Source organism: Actinotalea sp., from assembly GCF_041597215.1.
Classification (GTDB): domain Bacteria; phylum Actinomycetota; class Actinomycetes; order Actinomycetales; family Cellulomonadaceae; genus Actinotalea.
The window spans coordinates 1-20,609 of the sequence record NZ_JBFHHB010000025.1 but is presented as its reverse complement, the minus strand read 5'-3'; the positions used below and the strand labels follow the sequence as shown (position 1 = coordinate 20,609).

Here is a 20,609-nt window from a genome sequence, read left to right as displayed (position 1 = left end):
GTGGGCTGCCCGGCCTCGTCGGCATCGGGGAGGGGCACGACGGGCGGCGCCTCCCACGGCAGGGGCGTCCATGCCGTCGCCGAGTCGTCGACCTCGGGCTCGGCCCCCGCGTCGGCCTCAGCCTCGGGCTCCGGCTCGACCTCACCGGCGGGTCCGGTCTCGGCATCGGGCTCGGCCTCGACCTCACCGTCAGGCTCGGGCTCGGGCTCCGCGTCGACCTCACCGTCAGGCTCGGGCTCGGGCTCCGCGTCGACCTCACCGTCAGCCCCGGGCTCGGCGAGCTCGGTGCCCTGGTCCTCGGTGGTGGTCTCGCTCAGCTGCGTGGCATCGGTCGCCTCGTCGACACCCGACTCCTGGACATCCGGGGACTCGTCCTGGACGGACCCATCGGTCGATGTCTGCTCGCGGTCCGTCATGCGGTGCGTTCTCCCCTTGCCTCGACGGACGCTCGCCCGCAGTCGGCATTCTATGGTGCGTCGGTGTCAGCATCCCTGGGCAGGGCAGCCGCCTCGCTGAACCACCGGCGCGGCAGGAAGGCCGCTCCCGCGACGACGATCGCGCCGGCGAACCAGAGGTAGCCGATCGGCTGGGCAGCGATGATCACATCGCCCCCCGGGCCCCCGCCGCCGATGAGCCCCGTGACCGTGACCACGCCGAGGCCGACGGCCAGCACCCCGGCCGAGCCGGTCCAGGCCCTGCCGAGCACCCCGCCCACCAGCACGAGCACCAGAGCGCCGATCAGGCCCCAGGGCTGCATCCAGCGGTGGATACCGGTCCCGACGAGCCCGATGACGGCCCCGACCACGAACGACCCCGCCAGCCGCGCCAGGCCGCGTCCCGAGAAGATCTGCACGACGGTCACCGTACAAGCACTCCCTGAGGCAGGTGGACGCGCGCGAGGTCGCCCGCAGCGCAGCGGTAGGACTCGACGGCCAGCAGCGGCTGGAGGATGCCGTTGCTCAGGGCGTAGACGGCGAGCGCGGCCCGGTCCGCATCGTCGCCGGCCACCACCTGCACGGCCTGGACCTGCGTGGCGTGCGAGCGCAGCGCGGCGAGGACACGATCGAGCACGGGAGCGACCTGCACCTGCACGTCGACAGCCGAGGCAGGGACCGCGGCACTCGGCACCGCGCCGTGCGGATCGGGTGCGAGGAGCCCGTCGACGGCGAGCCCGAGGTCGACGCACTCGCGGTAGCCGCGCCGCAGGGCGTCCTCGTCCAGCGCCGCCCACAGCACGCAGGGCGCACTCGGGCTCCCGGCGAAGGCCAGCTCGACGGCACGCATGGTGACCCGGTGCGCCTGGACGTGGTCCGGGTGGCCGTACCCTCCGGCGGGTTCGTAGGTGACGACGACGTCCGGACGACGCTCGAGGAGCAGCTCGGCCAGCCGTCCGGCAGCGAGCTCGAGGTCCACGCCGACGAAGGCGCCGTCCGGGATCGTCGCCCCGGCCCTCGCCCTCCCGACGGAGTCCCAGACCATCCCGGAGTCGACCCATGGCCCGTCGCCACCGATCTCGTCGAGGAGCACCCGGTCACGGATGCCGAGCGCCCGCGCGGCGGCACCGAGCTCCCCCGTGCGGTGCGCGGCGAGCGCCGGCCCGTCGCCCTCGAGCGCGGCACGGTGCTCGCCGATCACCTCACCGCGCTCACCGCGCGTGCACGTCACCAGGGTCACCGCGGATCCGGAAGCGGCCCAGGTGGCCAGCAGGGCACCCGTCGACAGGGTCTCGTCGTCGGGGTGGGCGTGGACGGCGAGCAGGCCGCCGCTCATGTCAGGCCCGCTTGGACCGGGCCGTGATGCGGGCGCGCTCGGTCTGGTCGAGCACCACCTTGCGGATCCGGACGATCTCCGGGGTCACCTCGACGCACTCGTCCTCGCGGGCGAACTCCAGCGACTCCTCGAGCGTGAGCCGACGCGGCGGCACGAGGTTCTCGAAGTTGTCCGCGGTCGACGACCGCATGTTGGTGAGCTTCTTCTCCTTGGTGATGTTGACGTCCATGTCCTCGTTGCGCGAGTTCTCGCCGACGATCTGGCCCTCGTACACCTCGGCGGTCGGCTCGACGAAGAACGAGCCACGCTCCTGCAGGTTGATCATCGCGAAGGGCGTGACCTTGCCTGCGCGGTCCGCGACGAGCGACCCGTTGATGCGCGTCTCGATCGACCCGGCCCAGGGCTCGTAGCCGTGCGAGATGGACGAGGCGATCCCGGTTCCGCGGGTGTCGGTGAGGAACTGCGTGCGGAAGCCGATCAGCCCGCGTGCCGGGACGACGAACTCCATGCGGACCCACCCGGTCCCGTGGTTCGACATCGTCTCCATGCGGCCCTTGCGCTGGGCGAGGAGCTGGGTGACCGAGCCGAGGTACTCCTCGGGCACGTCGATGGTCATGTGCTCCATCGGCTCGTGGAGCTTGCCGTCGATCGTGCGCGTGACGACCTGCGGCTTGCCGACGGTCAGCTCGAAGCCCTCCCGTCGCATCTGCTCGACGAGGATCGCCAGGGCCAGCTCGCCGCGGCCCTGCACCTCCCAGGCGTCGGGGCGCTCGGTGGGCAGCACGCGGAGCGAGACGTTGCCGATGAGCTCGGAGTCGAGCCGGTCCTTGACCTGGCGGGCGGTGACCTTGTGGCCCTTGCCCCCCTTGCCCGCCAGCGGCGAGGTGTTGATCCCGATGGTCATCGAGATCGCGGGGTCGTCGACCGTGATGAGCGGCAGGGGCCGCGGGTCGTCGAGATCCGTCAGCGTCTCGCCGATGGTGATGTCCGCGATTCCGGCGACGGCGACGATCTCACCGGGCCCGGCCTGCGCGGTCGGGACCCGGTCCAGGGCCTTGGTCTCGAGCAGCTCGGTGATCTTGACGCTCTGGATGGTCCCGTCGTGGCGCGCCCACGCGACCTGCTGGCCCTTGCGGATCGTCCCGTTGAAGACGCGCAGGAGCGCGAGGCGGCCGAGGAAGGGCGAGGCGTCGAGGTTGGTGACGTGCGCCTGGAGCGGGGCACCCTCCTCGTAGGTCGGGGCGGGGATCTTCTCGAGGATCGTCGCGAAGAGCGGCTCGAGGTCGGGGCTGTCCGGCATGCCGCCGTCCTCGGGCTGGGTGAGGGAGGCCCGGCCTGCCTTGGCAGCGGCGTAGACCACCGGCACGTCGAGGATCGCGTCGAGGTCGAGGTCGGGGACCTCGTCGTGCAGGTCGCTCGCGAGGCCGAGCAGCAGGTCGGTCGACTCGTGGACGACCTCCTCGATACGCGAGTCCGGACGGTCGACCTTGTTGACCAGGAGGATCACCGGGAGCTTCGCGGCGAGCGCCTTGCGCAGCACGAAGCGCGTCTGCGGGAGCGGGCCCTCGCTCGCGTCGACCAGCAGCACGACGCCGTCCACCATGGACAGCCCTCGCTCGACCTCACCGCCGAAGTCGGCGTGGCCGGGGGTGTCGATGACGTTGATGGTCACGCCGTCGGGCTGGCCCGAGGCGGCAGCGGCCGGCCCGCGGTACCTGATCGCCGTGTTCTTGGCGAGGATCGTGATGCCCTTCTCACGCTCCAGGTCGCCGGAGTCCATCGCACGCTCGTCGACGTGGGCGTGCTCCCCGAAGGAGCCGGACTGCCAGAGCATGGCGTCCACGAGGGTCGTCTTGCCGTGGTCGACGTGGGCGACGATCGCCACGTTGCGCAGGTCGGAGCGCACAGGCATGCCAGGACTCGATTCAGTACGGGGGAGAGCGCAACGACACCGAAGCGCGCACCCATGATAGCCGTACCCGCACGACGGCCCGACGATGCCCGCGACGGACCCCCGTCGCCGCCGGCCGCCACGCCGGGTCCCGGCGGCGCCCGAGGGCTGACGCGCAGGTCAGCGCGGCGTCACGCCGTCCGGTCCGCCCCGGGGCCGCCGAAGACGTCGAGGTGCCGACCGGGGATCGCCTCGAGCAGCTCCCGCGTGTACGCCTGGCGGGGGTTGTCGAAGACCTCGTCGGTCGTCGCGCTCTCGACGAGCTTGCCCGTCTGCATCACGCACACCTCGTCGGCGATCTGCCGCACCACGGCCAGGTCGTGCGTGATGAACAGGTACGTCAGCCCGAGCTCGGCCTGGAGGTCGTTGAGCAGACGCAGGATCTGGGCCTGGACCAGGACGTCCAGGGCAGAGACCGCCTCGTCGCACACGATCATCTCCGGCTCGAGGGCCAGGGCGCGCGCGATCGCGATCCGCTGACGCTGACCACCGGAGAGCTCGTTCGGGAACCGACGCATCGTCGACTGCGGCAGCGCGACCATGTCGAGCAGCTCGCGCACCTTCTTCTCCCGCGAACGACGGTCCCCGATGCGGTGGGTGCGCAGCGGCTCCTCGATCGTGCGGTAGATCGAGTACATCGGGTCGAGCGAGCCGTAGGGGTTCTGGAAGATCGGCTGGACACGGCGGCGGAAGGCGAAGAGGGCCTTCGCGTTCAGGGTGCTCATGTCGACGCCGTCGAAGTACACGCGGCCGGCGGTGGGCTCGAGCAGGTTGAGCACGATGTTCGCCACCGTGGACTTGCCGGAGCCCGACTCCCCCACGATCGCCATCGTGGTCCCTCGGCGCACCGTGAACGAGACGTCGTCGACGGCCTTGAAGGTCGGCGCGGCCCCGGGACGCCCGCCGCGCAGGTGGAAGACCTTCGTCAGGTCCTCGATGCGCATGATCTCGTCCGTGGGTGCGACCCCGGCCGCAGGGAGGACGGCCTCGCCGCGCTCCTTCGTGCTCTCGATCCGCCGGCTGGCCAACGACGGGGCCGAGGAGACCAGGCGCTGCGTGTACGGGTGGCGCGGCTCGGACACGATCTGGAGCGCGGGCCCCGACTCCACGACCTGCCCGCGGTACATCACCACGAGGTGCTCGGCGCGCTCGGCTGCCAGGCCGAGGTCGTGCGTGATGAACAGCACGGCGGTGCCGAGCTGTTCGGTCAGGCCCGCGAGGTGGTCGAGGATCGTGCGCTGCACGGTGACGTCGAGCGCGGAGGTCGGCTCGTCGGCGATGAGCAGGCTCGGCCGGGCAGCGAGGCCGATGGCGATGAGCGCGCGCTGCCGCATCCCCCCGGAGAACTCGTGCGGGTACTGGTTCGCGCGGCGCTCCGCGTCGGGAAGGCCCGCCTCGGCGAGGAGCTCGGCGACGCGCGTGTTGGCGTCGACCCCCTTGTCCAGGCCGTTGGCCGTCAGGGCCTCCTTGACCTGGAAGCCGATCTTCCAGACCGGGTTGAGGTTGGACATCGGGTCCTGCGGGACCAGTCCGATCTCGTTCCCACGCAGGGAGACCATCTCGCGGTCGGTCCGGTGGGTGATGTCCTCACCCTTGAACCTGATGGAGCCGCCGGTGACGGTCCCGGTTCCCGGCAGCAGCCCGATGATCGCGTGGGCGAGGGTGGACTTGCCCGAGCCGGACTCGCCGACGATCGCGACCGTCTGACCCGGGTAGATCGTCAGCTCGCCGCCGCGCACCGCCCGCACTGTCCCGGTCGAGGTCTCGAACGAGACGTCGAGGTCGCGGATCTCCAGCAGCGGGACGTCACCCTGCGGGGCAGCTGTGGGGTCCGGGCTGGTCGATGCGCTCATCGGTTCCGTGCCTTCGGGTCGAGGGCGTCGCGCACGACGTCGCCCATCATGATGAAGCTCAGCACCGTGATGGCGAGGGCACCGGCGGGGTAGAAGAGCACGGACGGCTCGGCACGCAACGAGGCCTGCGCCTTGGCGATGTCCGCACCCCACGAGGTGATCTCCGGCGGCAGCCCGATGCCGAGGAAGGAGAGCGTCGCCTCGGCGACGATGTAGATGCCGAGCGAGACGGTCGCCGTGACGATGATCGGTGCTGCGGAGTTCGGCATCACGTGCCGGACCAGCGTGGTCACGCGCGAGGCGCCGAGTGCGGTGGAGGCCGTGATGAACTCGGAGTTCTTCACGCTCAGCACCGCTCCGCGGGTGATGCGGGCGATCTGCGGCCAGCCGAAGGCCCCCAGGACGAAGACCACCGTCAGGACGTTGCGGTCCTCCTTGAACATCGTCATGACGACGATGCCGGCGAGGATGAACGGGATGGCGAAGAAGATGTCCGTCACGCGGGAGAGCAGCGCGTCGAACCAGCCGCCGTAGAAGCCGGCGATCGCCCCGACCACCGAGCCGATGAGGACCACGAGCATCGTGGTGAGCGTCCCCACCGTGACCGAGGCGCTCGCTCCGTAGATCGTGCGGGCGTAGATGTCGCAGCCCTGCCGGTCGTAGCCGAACGGGTGGCCGGCGGACGGCGAGCCGAAGCTGTTCTTCAGCTCGCAGAAGCGCGGGTCGAGAGACGTGAACAGCGAGGGCGCGATCGCCAGCAGCACCACGAGCAGGATCATCGTGCTGGAGATCCAGAACAGCGGGCGACGACGCACGCTGCGCCAGGCCTCCGTCCACAGGCTCGCCGGAGCTGCCGACTCGTCGACGGTGTCGACGGTGCCGAGGGTGTCCTCGTCGAAGGGTGCGACGAAGTGCTGCTGGCTGGGGCGTCGGCCGGCGTCAGGCATAACGAATCCTCGGGTCCAGGACGGCGTACAGCAGGTCGACGAAGAGGTTGGCGACGATGTACACGACGACGAGCACCGTGGTGAACGAGACGACCGTCGGTGCCTGGCTCGTGGTGATCGCGCGGTACAGCGTCCCGCCCACGCCGTTGATGTTGAAGATGCCCTCGGTGATGATCGCGCCGCCCATGAGGGCGCCGAGGTCGGCGCCGAGGAAGGTCACGACGGGGATCAGGGAGTTGCGCAGGACGTGCACGGTCACCACCCGCCGGCGGGACAGGCCCTTGGCGGTGGCGGTGCGGACGAAGTCGGCCGAGAGGTTCTCCGCGACCGAGGTCCTGGTCAGGCGCAGCACGTAGGCGAGGGAGACGGCACCGAGCACCATCGCCGGCATCAGAAGGGTGCGGAACGAGACGTCGGACCCCACCGTCGGGGGGAGCCAGGCGAGCCTGACGCCGACCACGAACTGCAGGACGAAGCCGATGACGAAGGTCGGGACGGCGATGACGAGGAGCGAGGTCACCAGCGCTGCGGCGTCGAAGGCACCGCCCTTGCGCAGGCCGGCGAAGAGGCCGGCGGTGACGCCGAAGAGCGCCTCGAAGCCGAGCGCCATCAGCGCCAGCCTGATGGTGACGGGGAAGGCCTCACCCATCACGTCGATCACCTCGCGACCCGAGAACGTCGTCCCGAAGTCGAGGGTGAGGATCCCCTTGAGGTAGAGGAGGTACTGCACGATGAAGGGCTTGTCGAGGTTGAACTCGGCGCGGATCTGCGCGACCAGTGCCGGGTTCAGACCTCGTTCGCCGCCGAGGGCGAGCACCGGGTCACCGGGAAGGGCGAAGACCATCGCGTAGATGAGCAGCGTCGCTCCGAAGAACACCGGGATCATCTGCAGCAAACGACGCCCGATATACCAACCCATCAGACAGTCTCCTCGTGGGACTCGGGATGCCGCCCGCGCGAGGCGTGGGAGTCACCCTACGGGACCGTGGCGCCGCGAGGCGCCAAGGACAGAGCGGGGCGCGGCGCCCTCGGGCACCACTGCGGGGTGGGGGACGGTGCCCCCACCCCGCAGCGCTCGTGCCGTCGGACGACGGCCTCGGTGTCAGTTCTTCGTGACCGCGTAGTACAGCGGGACGCTGTTCCAGCCGAACTGGACGTTCTCCACGGTGTCGGCGGAGCCGCCGGTCACGTTGGAGTACCACAGCGGGATCGCCGGGAGGTCGCGGAAGAGGATCTCCTGCGCCTTCTGGAACTCCGCGTTGGCGGCGTCGATGTCGGACTCGGCAGCGCCCTTGGCGAGCAGGCTGTCGAACTCGGCGTCGGAGTAGTCACCGTCGTTCGAGCCGGCGTTGGTCGCGTAGATCGGCCCCAGGAAGTTGTAGAGGCTGGGGTAGTCGGCCTGCCATCCGGTGCGGAAGGCGCCGGTGATGCTGCGCTCGGTGACGTCGGTGCGAAGGTCCGCGAAGGTGGCGTACGGGTTGCCCTCAGCCGAGATCCCCAGCGTGTTCTTGATGCTGTTGGTCACGGCGTCGACCCAGGCCTGGTGGCCACCGTCGGTGTTGTAGCCGATGGTGAAGGTGCCCTCGTACGGCGAGATCGCGTCGGCCTCGGCCCACAGGGCCTTGGCCGCGTCGGCGTCGTAGGTCAGCACGTCCGACCCGGGGATCGAGTCCGACCACCCGTCGATGACCGGCGAGGTGAAGTCGCTGGCCGGGGTCCGCGTGCCCTGGAAGATCGCGTCGGTGATCTCCTGACGGTTGATCGCCTTGGAGATGGCCGCACGGCGCAGCAGGCCCTCCTCACCCGAGAAGTGCTCGAGGTTCTGCGGGATCGTGAAGGACTGGAAGACCGCAGCGGGCTGGTTGACCGCACGGTCGCCCAGCTCGCTCTCGAAGGTGCTGAACGCGCTGTCCGGGATCGCGTCGACGATGTCGAGCTGGCCGGCGAGCAGGTCGTTGTACGCGGCGTCCTGCGTCGTGTAGAAGACGAAGCTCAGACCACCGTTGGCCGCCATCCGGTCGCCCGTGTAGTCCGGGTTGGGGACGAGGTCGGCCTTGACGTTGTGCTCCCAGGCACCCTCGCCGTCGAGCATGTACGGGCCGTTGCCGATCGGGTTCTCCCCGAACGCGTCCATGTCGGCGAAGGCAGCCTCGGGCAGCGGGAAGAAGGCGGAGTAGCCCAGCCGCAGCGGGAAGTCCGACTCGGGCTGCTTGAGCTCGACCGTGAACGTGGTGTCGTCGACGACGGTGAGGCCGGTGAGCTCGGAGTCCTCGTCGTAGGAGAAGCCGACGATGGGCTCGAAGAAGTAGCTCGAGAGCTGCTCGTTGCTGAGCAGGGCGCCGTAGTTCCAGGCGTCGACGAAGGAGCTCGCCGTGACGGGCGTCCCGTCCGTGAAGGTCCAGCCGTCCTGGATCGTGATGGTGTAGTTCTGACCGTCCTCGGTCTCGATCGACTCGGCGACCTCGTTGTGCGGCGCACCGTCGGCGTCGTAGTAGACGAGACCGGCGAAGATCATGTCGAGGATCCGGCCACCGCCGACCTCGTTGGTGTTCGTCGGGACGAGCGGGTTCTGCGGCTCGCTGCCGTTCGCCGTGACGATCCCCGTCGACATGCCGCCGTCGGTCGTGGCCGAGGTGCCGGCGCCACCCTCGTCGGGATCGCTGCTGGAACACGCGGAAAGCGCGAGCGCACTGGCCAGGGCCAGGCTCGCGACTGCTGTACTACGACGCACCTTGCGCACGTATGCCTCCATGCTGAGGTCAGGGGCGGCGGGCCGGGATCCGGCACGCCACGCACCGCCCGGAGGGCGGTGCTGGACAGTTCGTACCGCCAGGTAACACCCTGCCTCGATCAGGGAGCAACTCCCGCAGGCGCCCGTGACCGGATCGGAACCCCCGAAACATGGCTGAAACATCGAGCCCGCGATCGGGCCCGTCGTGCGGGGAGCGCGCGGGCGCGGTGCTCAGATCCCCGTGCGGTGCTCCGGGTCGGCCTCGACGTCCGAACGGTCACGGCGACCACGGCGCTGGTGCTTCGCCGCCTCGGCCTCCTCGCGCTCGAGCTCGAGCCGCTGCTCCTCGAGCATCGCGTCACGCGCCTCGCGACGCCTGCGCTGCTCCTCGGGGTCGGGGACGGGGACGGCGGCGATGAGCCGGCGCGTGTAGGCGTCCTGCGGATCGTTGACGACCTGCGTCGTCTCGCCCACCTCGACGAGCTTGCCCTGGTGCAACACGGCCATCCGGTCGGACAGGAGCTCGACGACGGCGAGGTCGTGCGAGATGAACAGGCAGGCGAAGCCGTGCTCCTTCTGCAGGTTCTGGAAGAGCTCGAGGACCGTGGCCTGGACCGAGACGTCCAGTGCCGAGGTCGGCTCGTCGGCGACGAGCAGCTTCGGCTCGAGGGAGAGCGCCCGGGCGATGCCGACCCGCTGGCGCTGACCGCCCGAGAGCTCGTGCGGGTAGCGGTTGCGCATGCTCCGCGGCAGCTCGACCTGGTCCAGCAGCCGCTCCACCTCGCGGGCGAGCCCCGGCCCCTTCTTGCCGCCGTGCAGCAGCAGGGGCTCGCCGATCGACTCGCCGATGGGCAGCCGGGGGTTCAGGGAGGAGCCAGGGTCCTGGAAGACGATCCCGACCTGGGTCCGCAGCGGGCGCAGCGACCTGCGCGTCGCGCCGACCATGTCGACGCCGCAGATGCTCAGCTCACCACCGGTCACCGGCAGCAGGCCGACCACGGCGCGGCCGATGGTCGTCTTGCCCGAGCCGGACTCCCCGACGAGGCCCACGACCTCGCCCTGGCGGATCGTCAGCGAGACCTCGTCGACCGCCCGGAACGCAGGGGTCCGTCGCCGCCCGGGGTACTCGATGATCATCTGCTTGGCGTCCAGGACCACGGGCCGGTCCGACACGGCGGCGACCGGGGCCTGCGCCGTCGAGCCCTCGACCGAGACGAGCGCCTCGCCGCTCGCTCCGGGGATGCCCTTGCGCCCGTGGCCCAGGTGCGGGACGGCCTCGAGCAGCTTGCGCGTGTACGGGTGCTGCGGAGCACCGAAGATCTCCGCGGCCGTCCCGTGCTCGACGACCTTCCCGTCCTTCATCACGATGATGCGGTCGGCCATGTCGGCGACCACGCCCATGTCGTGCGTGATGAGGATGATCCCGGAGTTGATCCGGTGCCGCAGGTCCCGCATCAGCTTGAGGATCTCGGCCTGGACGGTGACGTCGAGGGCGGTGGTCGGCTCGTCCGCGATGAGCAGGCTCGGGTCGCAGGCCAGCGCCTGGGCGATCATCGCGCGCTGACGCTGCCCGCCGGAGAGCTGGTGCGGGTAGGAGTTGAATCGCGTGACGGGATCGGGGATCTCGACGAGGGTCAGGAGCTCGATCGCGCGCTCCTTCGCCTTGGCCGGACCGATCTCGAAGTGCGCGCGCAGCGTCTCGACGATCTGGAACCCGATCGTGTAGACGGGGTTGAGCGCCGTCATCGGCTCCTGGAAGATCACCGCGATCTCACGCCCGCGGATGTGACGGAGCTTCGAGGTGGGCATGCCGATGAGCTCACGGTCGCCGAGCATGACCGAGCCCGAGGCGCGGCCGTTCGGCGGCAGCAGCCCGATCAGCGCCATGGAGGACTGCGTCTTGCCCGAGCCGGACTCGCCGACGATCGCGAGCACCTCCCCGGGTCGGACGTCGTAGGAGACGTCCTCGGCCGCAGGGAACCACTGCCCGTCGACGTAGAAGTTGACGCCGAGGTCGCGGACCGAGAGCACGGGGGCCTCGGCGTCGCGGCTCGCGTTCTCGTGCGAGGTGTCGATGGCCACGGGATCAGTGTCCTTCCTGGGCACGGCTCGCGCCGGACCGCTGCGTCGCGAGCTGCGCGGGCAGGTGTAGGAGCATGGGGTCATGGGTCCCACGCAGGTGTTCGTCTCCGGCTACAGCCGTGTCCTTGCCGTCGCGACGATCGTCATCGCGGTGGTCGTCGTGCTCGGCACCGTCGGCGCGGGTGATCTGCGCCTGACGCTCCTCGCGCTGTCCGGCGGCGCACTGGCAGGCCTCGCGGGCTGGGCCCTGTTCTGGCGTCCGCTCGTCGAGGTGTCCGACGGCGGGGTCCGCGTGGTGAACGTGCTGCGCACCATCGAGATCCCGTGGCCCGTGCTGGACCGCGCGGAGGTCCGCTGGTCCCTCGTGGTGCACACTCTCGACGCCCGCTGGACGGCATGGGGAGCTCCCCGCAGCAGTGCAGCGGCGTCGGCGGTCCGTCGCTCCGAGCAGACCAGGGTCGACCACGGCCGGCCGAGCGCAGGTCTGGGACGTGCCGTCGGACGACTGCCCAGCGCGGCCTCGGCCGAGCGCGTCGCCGACGCGATCGCGATGCGGCAGGCGTCCCTGCTGGCAGCGGGTCACCTGGACGGCGCGCAGGCCAGGGCACGCGAGAGCGGGCTGAAGGAGACGATCACCTGGCACCGCGGCACGATCGCGGCCGCGCTCACCCTTGCCGCCCTGACCGGCGTGCTCGCGGTGGCCTGAGAGGACCGCCGTCACCGTGCCGGGGCCCCGGGGTCGTCGGACCCGGACGCGGGGACGCCGCCAGGAGCGGCGCCACCGGCGACGGCCGCCTCGCCTGCACGACGCTGGACCATCATCTGCCGGTCCATCTTGGACGCCGAGGGGATCCGCTTCTGCCGCGGGTCGAAGGCGTCGCGCAGGCCGTCCCCGATGAAGTTGATGCACAGCGCGATGGCCACGATGAACAGACCCGGCCACCAGAAGAGCCACGGACGGGTCGAGAAGGCACCCTGGTACTCGCTGATGAGCATGCCGAGGGAGATGTCCGGTCGCACGATGCCGACCCCGAGGTAGCTCAACGCGGTCTCGAGCAGGATCGCGGAGCTCATCAGCAAGGTCGTCGAGACGATGACCACGCCGATCGCGTTCGGCAGGATGTGCTTGAAGATGATCCGGAGGTCGCTGGCACCCGCCACGCGCGCGGCGTCGATGAACTCACGCTCCCGCAGCCCCAGGAACTCCCCGCGCACGAGGCGGGCCAGCCCCGTCCAGAGCACGAGGCCCATCATCGCGGCGAAGGCGAAGCCCCCGATCCCGCCGGAGAGGCGACCGATCACGGCTCCGATCACCAGCACGGGCACGGTGATGAACAGGTCGGTCGTCCGCATGAGCAGCGTGTCGATGCGCCCGCGGTAGAAGCCCGCCGCCGATCCGATGATCACGCCGATGAGCGCCGCGACCACCCCGATGATGGCGACCACCATGAGCGAGGTCTGGGTTCCGCGCATGACCTGCGCGAACATGTCGCGGCCGATCTCGTCCTGACCGAGCGGGTGCTCGCCGAGGCTGAACCCGTCGCCGCCCAGCCAGGTCGGCATGCTCAGCGTCGGGGCTCCACGCGGGTTGACGATCGCACCGTTCTCGTTGCCCGTGTAGTGCCACCAGCCCGAGAAGGAACCGACCCCGACCGAGCTGAAGGCGAGCACGATGATGCCGATGAGCACGGCGAGCCCGACCATGGCCCCCTTGTGCCGGAAGAACCGCGCCCGGACGATCTGCCCCTGGGAGAGGCCCTCGACCTCCTTGAGCTCGATCGCGTTCTCGAGGCTGTCCGACTCGGCGGGCTGAGGAGCGGGTGTCGTCGTCATGCTTCCAACCTGATTCGAGGGTCGACCGATGCGTACACGAGGTCGGCGACGATATTGGCGAGGATCGCGAGCGACGCGGTGATGACGAGGTACGCCATGACCGGGTCGATCTCGGCACCCAGGAGGGACTTGATGAAGAGCTGCCCCATGCCGGGGCGGGCGAAGATGTTCTCCGTGATGATCGCGCCGCCGATGAGCGTGATGATGTCGATCGGCACGATGGTCGCCAGCGGGATGAGCGTGTTGCGGAACCCGTGCCGCACGACGACGACCCGCTCCGGAAGGCCCTTGGCCCGAGCCGTCCGGATGTAGTCCTGGTTCATCACCTCGAGCATGCTCGAGCGCGAGTAACGGGTGTAGGCCGCGAAGGCGATGAGGATGAGCGTCAGGCTCGGCAGGATGAGGTGCGTGTAGGTGTCGAGGATGCCCACCCAGTAGCTCCCCCCGAGGTTCGGCGTCTGGTCGCCGAAGGTCGGGATCGGCCGGCCCCGCAGGTAGTCCGAGTAGGGGACCCAGACCTGCATGACCTGGTCGGCGAATGTCAGCGCCGCCACGACGACCGCGGTGATCGAGGCCGAGCGCATCGAGACCCCGCGGTCAGGGCCACCGAACAGCCAGCCGATGAGCAGCCCGCTCCCCAGTGCCAGCAGACCGAGGCCGACGATCAGCAGGTGGGTCTCCAGGATCCCGTCGAAGAAGGACTGCATCGGGAAGTAGATCGCGACGCCGAGGGCGACGGTGCTGAGCGAGGCGTACAGGGCGCGGCGGTTGTGCAGCCCCGCGCCGATAGCCACGACGGCGAAGGCGGTGGCCGCGCCGAGGAGCCCGATGAGGATCGGACCCAGGGTCGGGTTCTCCCACCAGTCGGTCAGCTGGAGGTAGGCGAGCATGGCGACCGTCGCGGCCGCGGCCACGAGCCCGACCTGCAGGCGCCGTCGCGGCGGACCGCCGATCGCGAGTGACCAGATCAGGCCACCGACGGCGGCGATACCGAGGATCACCGGCCAGGGGATCACGGCGTCGGCGAGGAAGTCGTTGAAGCCGATCGCGCCCCACTGCTTGAGCAGCACGGCGACGAGGAAGGAGGGCAGCGAGTAGAGCAGGAACGACAAGAAGATGATCATGTAGTCGAACGAGCTGTACTGCCGCAGGGCGCTGACCACACCGACGGCCACGCCGAGGAAGAGCGAGAGGAAGGTCGCTGCCGTCACCAGCTGGAGCGTCGAGCCGATCGCGTGCGAGATGAGCGGGCCGACGTCCTGCCCCGTCCGCCACGCGACACCCGGGTCACCGGTGAGGAAGCTCCCCAGCCAGGTGAAGAAGCGGACCACGACGTTCGTCTCGAGATCGAGGAGCTCGATCCGCTGGGCGATCAGCTGCTGCTTGTTCGGCGCCGTGCTCTGCCGCAGGTCGGCCAGCGGGTCGGAGGCCGCGTTGACCAGCAGGAACATGAGGAAGATCGCCGTGAACAACGTGGCGAGACCCGTGAGGACACGGCGAACGAGGAAGGACAGCACCGAGAGATCCTTTAGTCGGTGGAGAGACTCAGCGGACGATCCTAACCCCCGGGTGGGGTCACGATCCCCGGGACGCACCCAGGACCCGGCTCTGCGGACGCTCAGACCTGCGGCGCGGCTGGCCACGGTCTGCACATGGCAAAGGAAGCGTTCGGCCGGGGCGGGCGGTCCGAGCAGGAGCGGGTACGGCTGAGGGCACCGGACGGGTGCCCGGTGCCCTCAGCTGGGGTCCGGCAGCCGGGAGGAGAGCGGGGCTCCCCTCCCGGCTGGACGGGTCAGGCTCGGGAGATCACTCCGCGGCAGCAGCGCTGCCTGCGGTCCACTCCCAGAACCCGTGGAAGATCGTCGGCGAGATCGAGATCTTCTGGATGTTCCCGATGTTCTCGGGGTTGTAGGCGGTCACGCCCGGGAACTGGAACAGGGTGATGCCGAAGGCGTCGTCGATGAGGTGCTTCTCGACCTCAGCGAGGATCTCACCCTGCCTGGTGGCGTCCGTCTCGACCTGGAGCTCGTCGAACAGGGCGTCGACCTCAGGGTTGGAGTAGCCGTAGAAGTTGTTGCCACCACCCGTGCGGTAGTTGGCGTCGGACTCCGTGACGGCCGTCGAGGTGGACTGCCACCCGAAGAGCGCCGCGTCGTAGAACGCCGTCGCGTTGGACAGGTCCGTGCCCCAGTCGGTCTGCACGTCGTAGGCCACGACGTCGAAACCGGCATCCTTGGCCGAGGCCGCGATGAGCGCGTACTCGTTCTGGCGGCGGGGGTTGTCCGGGGCGAAGAGCAGACGGACGGTGACCGGGGTCTCGACTCCGGCCTCGGCGAGCAGCGCAGCAGCGCCCTCGATGTCGACCTCGCCGTACTCGACGGCCTGGCCGTTCGCCTCGCTGACCAGGTCGTAGTTCGGCGAACCGGGGACGACCGTGAACGTCTGGCGCAGCTCGGCGTTCTCGTTGAGCGGCTTGATCAGGTTGTCGACGATCTGCTGACGCGGGATCGTCTTGAGGAAGGCCTGACGGACCTTGAGCGCCTTGTCCGCGTCGCCGCCGTAGGTGGCCGGGTCGAACGGGCCGCCGTTGGCGAACTGCAGGTCGACGTGCTCGTAGGTGCCCTCGTCGCTCGTCTCGACCTCGAGGCCGTCGATCGCCTTGAGCGCGTCGAGCACGTCGGCCGTGGCCTGCGGGCTGATGAGGTCGACCTCACCGTTCTCGAGCGCCTGGACCTGGCCCATGGCGTCGCCGTTCCAGCGGATCGTCACGGTCTCGATCGACGCGGCGTGGTCACCCTGGTAGTTCGGGTCGGCCTTGAGCGTCATGTACTGGTCGGCGACGAACTCCGTCATCACGTACGCGCCGGTGGAGAGGTACAGGCCGGCGTCGTCCGGGAGCGAGGTGTAGTTGAAGTCGTTGCTCCACACCTGCGAGATCTTCGCGATGTCCTCGCTCGACTCGGTCTCGATCGCCTCGACGAGGGCAGCGGTGGCCTCCTCCGCGTCCTCGATGCCGAGAGCGCGCTGCGCGACGACGTGCGCCGGCAGGTTCGGGCCGACACAGGTCTCCCAGTCAGCGAAGGGCTTGCTGTACGTGAGCGAGATCGTGTTCCCGTCGATGACGGGGGTCTCCTCGATCAGCGGGACGCAGGAGGACGCGGCGTCGAAGTAGATGCCGGCGTCGAGCGCGTCCTGGTTCGTGATGTTCCACTCGTCGTCGTACTCGGCCTCGACGTTGTTGAACTTGCCGCTCTGTGCGGCCCACTCCAGGAGGAAGTCCGCGGGACCGGAGGCGACGCCGTCGGACCACATGGCCGTGTCGGCGAAGGTGTACTTGATGGTCAGCGGGTCGTCGGAGACCTTCTCGTACGAGCCGTAGCCCGGGTCCTGCACGAGGGCGAGGTCGGCGTCGTAGTAGTTGAAGCCGTCCGTCATCAGGTACTTGATGATGGCGTTCGCCGTCGCGTTACCCGTCGAGCTCAACGAGTTGTACGAGTAGAACGGCTGGTTCCAGGCGATGTTGACGGCCGAGCCGGCAGTGAGCCCGGCACCCCCGCCGTCGCCGCCGTCCGTCGTCGTGTCGCTCGAGCACGCGGAGAGCGCGAGCGCGCTGGCAGCGAGTACCGCCACCGCTGCCGACTTGCGTGTGATCCTCAATGTTCCTCCTGAGAAGGGAAAGCGGCCGGCCTCGCTCGCGTCCTCCTGGCTCGGGCGTCCCGAGCGCAGGCCGGACGCAGGCCGCTGTCGCGTGGCAGCAAAGGTAGACCGGACGACTGCGCGCTCCCACGTCGCCGGGGCCGCGAACCCTGATCGTTACCCGATCGATACTGGGCAGTACGTCCCGCGATACGAGACGTCACCTTGAGGCGAACCCGAGGCGCTCCGCGGCGGAGGGCGCCTCACGCTACGGATCGCGCCCTCCGGTCGCCCTCTGGCAACGGAATCCGTCGTCGCGGCCGCCGACGGCACTGCGTACCACGTCGACCCGTGCTGCATCGAGGAGTGAGACAGGAACCGTGGATGAGGGCCGCGGCGAACCCCAAGGCGCCCTCGGGGCAGCGACCCGGGGGAAACCCGGACGTCACATGCCTGCAACATCCGGACCTCGCGGCACCCGCACTCAGTCGTCGAACTCCGCGAGCCACGTCCGGAGGATCCGCTCGAGCCGCTCGCGGTCGGCGGGCGCGAGGGCCGCGAGCAGTCGGTGCTCGTTGGCCATGTGGGCGTCGAAGGCCCTGTCGATCACACCTCGCCCCTTCGCCGTCAGGGCGACGACGCGTCCGCGGCCGTCCTCGGTGCTGCGGCGACGGGTGACGAGGCCGGCAGCGACCAGCCGGTCGACCCGCTTGGTCATCGCGCCGCTCGTGACCATCGTGTGGTCGGCCAGCTCGCCTGGCGCACGCTCGAAGGGCTCCCCTGCGCGGCGCAGGGCCGCCAGGACGTCGAACTCGCCCTCGCTCAGGCCGTGCTCCGCGTAAACGGCGACGATCTCCTGGGTGAGGAAACCGGCGAGGCGGTGGAGCCGGCCGATCACCCCCTGGGGACCGACGTCGACCTCCGGCCGTTCGCGGGCCCACTCCCGCTGGATCCTGCCCACCCGATCGAGACTCTCGCTCACCCCTCGACTATATCTTCCACGGAAGATATAGTCCCTTCCGTGGAAGATACCCGCCGCTGGACGGCACTCACCGCGATCGCGCCGATCACCTGGGGGTCGACGTACCTGGTCACGGCAGCGCTCCTGCCGGCCGAGGCTCCCCTGTGGGGTGCGGTGCTGCGGGCGCTCCCCGCGGGTCTCCTGCTCCTGCTCCTGGCTCGCGAGCGCCCGCGCGGCGCCTGGTGGTGGCGCGCGCCCCTGATCGGCACGATGACCGTCGGCGCGTTCTTCGTCCTGGTCTACGTGGTCGCCCAGCGACTGCCCTCCGGCCTCGCTGCGACGATGATGGCCGTCTCCCCCGCGGTGATGATGCTCCTGGCCTGGCCGATGCTCGGCCTTCGTCCGCAGCGCCTCCCGTTGATGGGTGCGGCGCTGGGCTTCCTCGGCGTGTGCGCGATGCTCCTGACCGGTGTGACGGCTGTGGACCCGGTGGGCGTCCTGGCCTCGCTCGCCGCCATGGCGATGGCATCGGTCGGCTTCCTGCTCTCGCGCCGCTGGGCCGGCGAGGTGGCCGTCCTGCCCGCGACGGCCTGGCAGCTCGTCGCGGGCGGACTTGTGGTCCTCCCCTTCGCCCTCGTGATCGAGGGCGCGCCCCCGGAGCTGGACGGTCCCGCCGTCGCCGGTTTCGTCTACCTGAGCATGATCGCCACGGCGCTGGCGTACGTCCTGTGGTTCGGCGGCCTGGCGCGACTCGAGCCGGGCACGGTCGGCCTTCTCGGGCTCCTCAACCCTGTCGTGGGCGTCGTGCTCGGAGCGGTGCTCGTCGGGGAACGCTTCGGCCTGCTCCAGGTCGCCGGGATGGCGCTCGTGATCGTCGGGATCACGCTGGGAAGGCCGACCGCCACCGGGGGCACCCCGCCCGTGCCCGAGCTCCCCGAGCGCCCGGAGGCCGACCTCGCGACGGCCGCTGCCGCGCGCGCAGGGGCGTAGCCGGGGCGGACGCGCCGAGGGCCCGGGCGACTACGCGCTTCGCCGCCCGGGCCCTCGCGCCTAGGCTCGTCCCGTGCCGCCACGTCGACGCGCCGCGACCTACGCCCGCCGCCGCAAGCGGAGGATGGACCAGGTCGAGCACGACCTCACGGCCGAGCAGTGGGCCGCCCTCATCTCGGCATGGTCCGGCTGCGCCTACTGCGGGGCCGCCCGCGCGGACCTGCAGAAGGACTGCGTCCTGCCGATCTCCCGCGGTGGGCGCTACACCCTGAGCAACGTCGTCCCGGCCTGCCGCTCGTGCAACGCCAGCAAGTGCAACACCGAGATCACGCTGTGGATGCGCCGGAAGAAGCTGGACGAGGGCCTCTTCCTCACCCGTCAGGCGACGATCGCTCGCGCCCTCGCCGGGTCACCGCCAGGCCCGTGACCAGCGTCCGGGCCCCCGGCGCCCCCGTCCTGCGTCGCGCGCGGGCTACCCCTGCGCGGTCACCGGCCGGACGCCGAGCTCGCCGAGCAGGCCGAGGACCCGCTCACGGATCTCGTCACGGATGATCCGGACGGGCTCGATCCCCTGACCTGCGGGGTCGTCGAGCTTCCAGTCCTCGTAGCGCTTCCCGGGGAAGATCGGGCAGACGTCTCCGCAGCCCATGGTGATGACGACGTCGGACTGCTCGACGGCCTCGGTCGTCAGGACCTTGGGTCGCTGGTCGCGGATGTCGATCCCGACCTCGAGCATCGCCTCGACGGCCGTCGGGTTGATCTGCTCGGCGGGCATCGAGCCGGCGGAGCGCACCTCGACGGCGCCTCCGGACAGGTGGGCCAGGAAGCCGGCAGCCATCTGCGAGCGACCGGCGTTGTGGACGCACACGAACAGGGCGGACGGCTGGCTCATGGTCTCGGTCATGCGTTCTCCTCGGTTGATGCCGCACCGGTCGGTGCGGTCAGCTCGTCGACGAGGACCCGGACCCGGGCCTCGATGTCGTCATAGATCGCCTGGACGCCCTCCGCGGAGGCGAGGGCGGGATCCCCGACCGCCCAGTCCTCGTACCGCTTTCCCGGCAGGACCGGGCAGGTGTCTCCGCACCCCATGGTCACGACCACGTCGGCCGCGCGCAGGGCGTCGTCGGTCAGGGGCTTGGGATAGGGAGGCTGGTCGGGGTTCTCCGCGAGCAGCCGGTCCAGGAAGGGCTGGACGGTGGCGTGCACCTCGGCGGCCGGCACCGAGCCGGCCGAACGGACGACCACCGACGACCCGGCGTACTTGCGCAGGAGCGCGGCGGCCAGCTGGGAGCGACCGGCGTTGGCCACGCAGACGAACAGCACGTGCGGCGGGTGGGCCCGGCCCGTCGATCGGGTGCGCGCCATGTCCTCCAGCCGCTGGACGGCGAACCGCTCGGCCAGGACCGGCAGGTGCTGGGTGACGCGGGCCGTGCGGCCCAGCGCGGTGTAGGACTCCCGCACGACGGCCACGACGAGCTCGGGGTCGAGGTCGGCGAACCGGGCGGCGAGGCGCTCACCCGTGCGTCGCAGCTGGGCATCGGCGTCGAGCAGGGCCGGGCCGTCGTCGCCGTCCCGCGTGCCGGGCACGCCACGTACCGCGGCCCCGCGCCCGGACGTCGCGGAGAGCCCGTCGAGAAGACCGACGACGACTCGGCCCATCCCCGGCGCCAAGGAGTAGTCGACCCAGGTCCCCCGACGATGAGCGACGAGCACCCCGGACTCGCGCAGCGTGCGCAGGTGATGGGAGACCGTGGGCGCGCTCAGCTCGGTGATCGAGGCGATCTCGCCTGCCGGCACGCGACCCGTCGGCGCCGTCGCGACCACCGAGGCGATCTGCAGGCGAAGCGGATCGGCG

17 protein-coding genes and 1 pseudogene are annotated in these 20,609 nt (G+C 70.3%); 3 read left to right on the top strand and 15 right to left on the bottom strand.

From position 1 onward, the window contains the following. The 9 genes and pseudogenes from ABWK99_RS03545 to ABWK99_RS03505 form a co-directional block, all read right to left on the bottom strand. Positions 1 to 416 (bottom strand): annotated as a pseudogene (locus tag ABWK99_RS03545) (hypothetical protein); the annotation flags it as partial. A 50-nt stretch (positions 417 to 466) separates the two neighbouring features. After that, a complete protein-coding gene (locus ABWK99_RS03540; protein ID WP_372593318.1) occupies positions 467 to 853 on the bottom strand; it encodes a hypothetical protein in 387 nt (128 codons plus the stop codon). Between the two features lie 5 nt (positions 854 to 858). Further along, positions 859 to 1,770: a PIG-L family deacetylase gene (locus ABWK99_RS03535; protein WP_372593317.1), complete on the bottom strand. Its 912-nt coding sequence runs from the start codon at positions 1,768 to 1,770 to the stop codon at positions 859 to 861. Between the two features lies 1 nt (position 1,771). Continuing rightward, positions 1,772 to 3,682 (bottom strand): translational GTPase TypA, encoded by a 1,911-nt coding sequence (gene typA, locus ABWK99_RS03530; protein ID WP_372593316.1) that lies wholly within the window; start codon positions 3,680 to 3,682, stop codon positions 1,772 to 1,774. Positions 3,683 to 3,852: 170 nt separating this feature from the next. Continuing rightward, positions 3,853 to 5,574, bottom strand: coding sequence for a dipeptide ABC transporter ATP-binding protein (locus ABWK99_RS03525; RefSeq protein ID WP_372593315.1), 1,722 nt, complete (start codon positions 5,572 to 5,574; stop codon positions 3,853 to 3,855). Next, positions 5,571 to 6,521 (bottom strand): ABC transporter permease, encoded by a 951-nt coding sequence (locus ABWK99_RS03520; RefSeq protein WP_372593314.1) that lies wholly within the window; start codon positions 6,519 to 6,521, stop codon positions 5,571 to 5,573. Before ABWK99_RS03520 ends, ABWK99_RS03525 begins: the two co-directional genes overlap by 4 nt. Further along, the gene (locus tag ABWK99_RS03515; RefSeq protein ID WP_372593313.1) at positions 6,514 to 7,440 is read right to left on the bottom strand and encodes an ABC transporter permease; all 927 of its coding nucleotides are present in this window, start codon (positions 7,438 to 7,440) and stop codon (positions 6,514 to 6,516) included. Before ABWK99_RS03515 ends, ABWK99_RS03520 begins: the two co-directional genes overlap by 8 nt. A gap of 183 nt (positions 7,441 to 7,623) precedes the next feature. Next, positions 7,624 to 9,273 carry an ABC transporter substrate-binding protein gene (locus tag ABWK99_RS03510; protein WP_372593312.1) on the bottom strand — a complete coding sequence of 550 codons (1,650 nt, stop codon included), beginning with the start codon at positions 9,271 to 9,273 and terminating at the stop codon, positions 7,624 to 7,626. Between the two features lie 210 nt (positions 9,274 to 9,483). Next, positions 9,484 to 11,334, bottom strand: coding sequence for an ABC transporter ATP-binding protein (locus tag ABWK99_RS03505; RefSeq protein WP_372593311.1), 1,851 nt, complete (start codon positions 11,332 to 11,334; stop codon positions 9,484 to 9,486). A gap of 82 nt (positions 11,335 to 11,416) precedes the next feature. Between ABWK99_RS03505 and ABWK99_RS03500 the strand changes: the two genes are divergently transcribed. Next, positions 11,417 to 12,040, top strand: coding sequence for a hypothetical protein (locus ABWK99_RS03500; RefSeq protein WP_372593310.1), 624 nt, complete (start codon positions 11,417 to 11,419; stop codon positions 12,038 to 12,040). An 11-nt stretch (positions 12,041 to 12,051) separates the two neighbouring features. Here ABWK99_RS03500 and ABWK99_RS03495 read toward each other — a convergent pair whose 3' ends face one another. The 4 genes from ABWK99_RS03495 to ABWK99_RS03480 form a co-directional block, all read right to left on the bottom strand. After that, positions 12,052 to 13,167 (bottom strand): ABC transporter permease, encoded by a 1,116-nt coding sequence (locus ABWK99_RS03495; RefSeq protein WP_372593309.1) that lies wholly within the window; start codon positions 13,165 to 13,167, stop codon positions 12,052 to 12,054. Further along, entirely contained in the window at positions 13,164 to 14,684 is a 1,521-nt protein-coding gene (locus tag ABWK99_RS03490; protein WP_372593308.1) for an ABC transporter permease, read from the bottom strand. The genes ABWK99_RS03495 and ABWK99_RS03490 overlap by 4 nt, the downstream gene beginning before the upstream one ends. A gap of 289 nt (positions 14,685 to 14,973) precedes the next feature. Beyond that, positions 14,974 to 16,824, bottom strand: a complete 1,851-nt coding sequence (locus tag ABWK99_RS03485) for an ABC transporter family substrate-binding protein (protein WP_372593307.1) — start codon at positions 16,822 to 16,824, stop codon at positions 14,974 to 14,976. A gap of 463 nt (positions 16,825 to 17,287) precedes the next feature. Beyond that, a complete protein-coding gene (locus tag ABWK99_RS03480; RefSeq protein ID WP_372593306.1) occupies positions 17,288 to 17,785 on the bottom strand; it encodes a MarR family winged helix-turn-helix transcriptional regulator in 498 nt (165 codons plus the stop codon). A gap of 39 nt (positions 17,786 to 17,824) precedes the next feature. Here ABWK99_RS03480 and ABWK99_RS03475 point away from each other — a divergent pair, with 39 nt between their 5' ends. Further along, positions 17,825 to 18,754, top strand: coding sequence for an EamA family transporter (locus ABWK99_RS03475; RefSeq protein WP_372593305.1), 930 nt, complete (start codon positions 17,825 to 17,827; stop codon positions 18,752 to 18,754). Between the two features lie 73 nt (positions 18,755 to 18,827). Further along, a complete protein-coding gene (locus tag ABWK99_RS03470) occupies positions 18,828 to 19,181 on the top strand; it encodes an HNH endonuclease (protein ID WP_372593304.1) in 354 nt (117 codons plus the stop codon). 45 nt (positions 19,182 to 19,226) lie between these two features. Here ABWK99_RS03470 and ABWK99_RS03465 read toward each other — a convergent pair whose 3' ends face one another. Together ABWK99_RS03465 and ABWK99_RS03460 are read right to left on the bottom strand one after the other, a co-directional pair. Next, positions 19,227 to 19,658, bottom strand: coding sequence for an arsenate reductase ArsC (locus ABWK99_RS03465; protein ID WP_372593303.1), 432 nt, complete (start codon positions 19,656 to 19,658; stop codon positions 19,227 to 19,229). Then, positions 19,655 to 20,609, bottom strand: a 955-nt coding sequence (locus tag ABWK99_RS03460) for a three-helix bundle dimerization domain-containing protein (RefSeq protein WP_372593302.1), incomplete at its 5' end; no start/stop codon positions are given. The genes ABWK99_RS03460 and ABWK99_RS03465, both read right to left, overlap by 4 nt.

Excerpts from the sequence above, each read along its gene's own strand:
- ABWK99_RS03535 (WP_372593317.1), bottom strand. The coding sequence starts at position 1,770 with ATGAGCGGCGGCCTGCTCGCCGTCCACGCCCACCCCGACGACGAGACC.
- typA (WP_372593316.1), bottom strand. The coding sequence starts at position 3,682 with ATGCCTGTGCGCTCCGACCTGCGCAACGTGGCGATCGTCGCCCACGTC.
- ABWK99_RS03525 (WP_372593315.1), bottom strand. The coding sequence starts at position 5,574 with ATGAGCGCATCGACCAGCCCGGACCCCACAGCTGCCCCGCAGGGTGAC.
- ABWK99_RS03520 (WP_372593314.1), bottom strand. The coding sequence starts at position 6,521 with ATGCCTGACGCCGGCCGACGCCCCAGCCAGCAGCACTTCGTCGCACCC.
- ABWK99_RS03515 (WP_372593313.1), bottom strand. The coding sequence starts at position 7,440 with ATGGGTTGGTATATCGGGCGTCGTTTGCTGCAGATGATCCCGGTGTTC.
- ABWK99_RS03510 (WP_372593312.1), bottom strand. The coding sequence starts at position 9,273 with ATGGAGGCATACGTGCGCAAGGTGCGTCGTAGTACAGCAGTCGCGAGC.
- ABWK99_RS03500 (WP_372593310.1), top strand. The coding sequence starts at position 11,417 with ATGGGTCCCACGCAGGTGTTCGTCTCCGGCTACAGCCGTGTCCTTGCC.
- ABWK99_RS03495 (WP_372593309.1), bottom strand. The coding sequence starts at position 13,167 with ATGACGACGACACCCGCTCCTCAGCCCGCCGAGTCGGACAGCCTCGAG.
- ABWK99_RS03465 (WP_372593303.1), bottom strand. The coding sequence starts at position 19,658 with ATGACCGAGACCATGAGCCAGCCGTCCGCCCTGTTCGTGTGCGTCCAC.